The sequence below is a fragment of the Marinomonas vulgaris genome (assembly GCF_018145875.1).
Taxonomy (GTDB): domain Bacteria; phylum Pseudomonadota; class Gammaproteobacteria; order Pseudomonadales; family Marinomonadaceae; genus Marinomonas; species Marinomonas vulgaris.
Map to the genome: position 1 here is coordinate 1 of NZ_JAGSSV010000055.1, position 2,296 is coordinate 2,296.

At 47.1% G+C, this 2,296-nt stretch carries 3 protein-coding genes; all 3 read left to right on the forward strand.

The window, feature by feature from the left end:
* The first annotated feature begins 83 nt into the window (after positions 1 to 83).
* The 3 genes from tnpA to tnpC are packed head-to-tail and all read left to right on the forward strand — an operon-like array spanning position 84 to position 2,288.
* Positions 84 to 389, forward strand: a complete 306-nt coding sequence (gene tnpA, locus J9B83_RS15660; RefSeq protein WP_211537718.1) for an IS66 family insertion sequence element accessory protein TnpA — start codon at positions 84 to 86, stop codon at positions 387 to 389.
* Positions 386 to 742, forward strand: coding sequence for an IS66 family insertion sequence element accessory protein TnpB (tnpB, locus tag J9B83_RS15665; protein ID WP_211537719.1), 357 nt, complete (start codon positions 386 to 388; stop codon positions 740 to 742). The genes tnpA and tnpB overlap by 4 nt, the downstream gene beginning before the upstream one ends.
* A 43-nt stretch (positions 743 to 785) precedes the next feature.
* Positions 786 to 2,288, forward strand: a complete 1,503-nt coding sequence (gene tnpC / locus J9B83_RS15670) for an IS66 family transposase (RefSeq protein WP_211537720.1) — start codon at positions 786 to 788, stop codon at positions 2,286 to 2,288.
* Positions 2,289 to 2,296 lie beyond the last annotated feature (8 nt).

The window sequence follows — 2,296 nt, forward strand, 5'->3', positions numbered from 1 at the left end:
TGTAAGCGCCAATCCAACCCTACCTGCCCATGACGCCCTCAAACCGCTAACCTTATCGCTTCTTATTATTCAAGGAGCACGTCATGGCGACTTATCAAAAATACAACTGGCTCGAGCTGTTTGAGGCTTTTGAGCAATCCAAGCTTTCTCAAACCGCATTTTGCAAACAGCGCAACATCAATCCTAAATACTTCAATGTCAAATTAAAGCAACGTCAGCAAGTGATTGATAACCCTTCTTCTGCCTTCACTCGCTTGCAAGTCGTATCGTCAGAGCACTCAAGTCATGTTACCAATCAGGTGGTGATTGAGCATGGTCAGTGTAAAATTCACTGCCCAGATTCCATGGCCCCGTCGACTATGGCTGCCTTAGTGAGGTTATTGGCATGATTCAATGGCCAAGTCATGTTCCCATCTATTTACATCGAGATCCTGTTGATTTTCGTAAAGCCATTAATGGTCTGGCCGTCATTGTGAGCGACGTTATGGCGTTAGCGCCATGCGAACCGGCGTTATTTGTGTTCTGCAACAAGCCACGAACGCAACTGAAAGTGCTGTACTGGGATCATACAGGGTTCGCGTTATGGCAAAAGCGCTTGGAAAAAGAACGTTTCAAATGGCCACGTAAGCAGGAGTGTAGCACCATGACGATCAGTCATGAGCAATGGAATTGGCTATTGCGTGGTGTTGATATGAGTCGGATCACGCCCCACGAACCACTTTATTACACTGAGGTTTCTTAAGCGACCTTAGTACGGCTTCTCTATTCTGCGGTATAATCCACCTATGAATGATACCGCCGCGTTACAACAAGAAAATGATCAATTGCGTGCTCAGCTTGCTGAGCGTGATAGACAGATTAGTACGTTGCATGAGCGAATTACACTGCTATTAAAGGGCCGATTTAGTCCTTCCAGTGAAAAACTCTCTCCCGATCAGTTGGGCTTGTTTAACGAAGCGGAAGACATCATCGCAGATCCATCTGACGATGAGGAAGAGGTCACAGACGTTCAAGGCCATACACGCCGACGTAAACCTCGAATCAGTATTCCCGATTCACTCCCTCGTGAAGAGATTGTGTATGATTTATCGGATGCCGATAAAGTTTGCCCTCATGACGGGACCAAACTGACCGTCATTGGCAGTGAAGATCATGAGCAACTGGATATCATACCAGCACACATTAAGGTCCTTCGTCACAAGCGTTTAACGTATGCCTGTCCGTGTTGCAGTAGCCACGTGGTGACCGCTCGCAAACCCAAACAACCTATTGAGAAAAGCATTGCCAGCCCAGGTCTGTTGGCCTTCGTGGCCACCAGTAAATACGCGGATGCTCTACCACTTTATCGTCAAAGCGAGATCTTCAAACGTATTGGTATCGACATGGATCGAACTAACCTGGCGAACTGGATGATAAAGTGTGGTGAATTAGTGCAGCCACTGATCAATCTTCTGAACGATACCTTACAACAGCAGCCGTGTTTGCATATGGATGAAACCACGTTGCAGGTCTTGGACGAGCCAGGAAAAACGGCGCAAAGCAAAAGCTACATGTGGGTCATGCGCAGCACAGGCACTCAATCTGCGTGCGTGTTCCACTACAGTGACAGCCGTGCCCAATCGGTTCCATTACGCCTCTTATCTTCAGACACACCAGCCATCATGGTCGATGGCTACGAGTGGTATCAAAAAGCCTGCGATGAATACCAGATAACGCGTTTAGGTTGCTGGGCTCATGCCCGACGCAAGTTTAAAGAAGCCAAAGACGTGCAGCCTAAAGGCAAAATAGGAAAGGCTGATCAAGGGCTTAATTACATCCAAAAGTTGTACGGTATTGAACAACAAACCAAAGACATGCCCCCGGATAAACGTCGAGCAGTACGCCAAGAAAAGGCCGTACCGATTTTAGAGGCGCTTAACGTCTGGATGAAAAAAAGCTTAATCACAGTGGCCCCGAAAACGTCGATCGGTAAGGCTTTAGTGTATCTAAATAATCAGTGGGATCGGCTTATTGGCTACGTGGAAGAAGGCCATTACCCGATAGACAATAATGCGGCAGAACGCGCTATACGCCCTTACGCTATTGGACGTAAAAACTGGCTTTTTAGTAAAAGCCAAGCAGGGGCAACCGCCAGCGCTAACTTGTATAGTCTAATAGAAACAGCCAGAGCCAACGGTCTTAATGAATACGATTGGTTAAAGCAGATCTTTAAAGTGCTTCCTAATGCACAAAGCCTGGCAGACATCGAAGCACTTTTGCCTTGGCATTGTAAGGACGTGGTTGGTTAGGCGCTTAC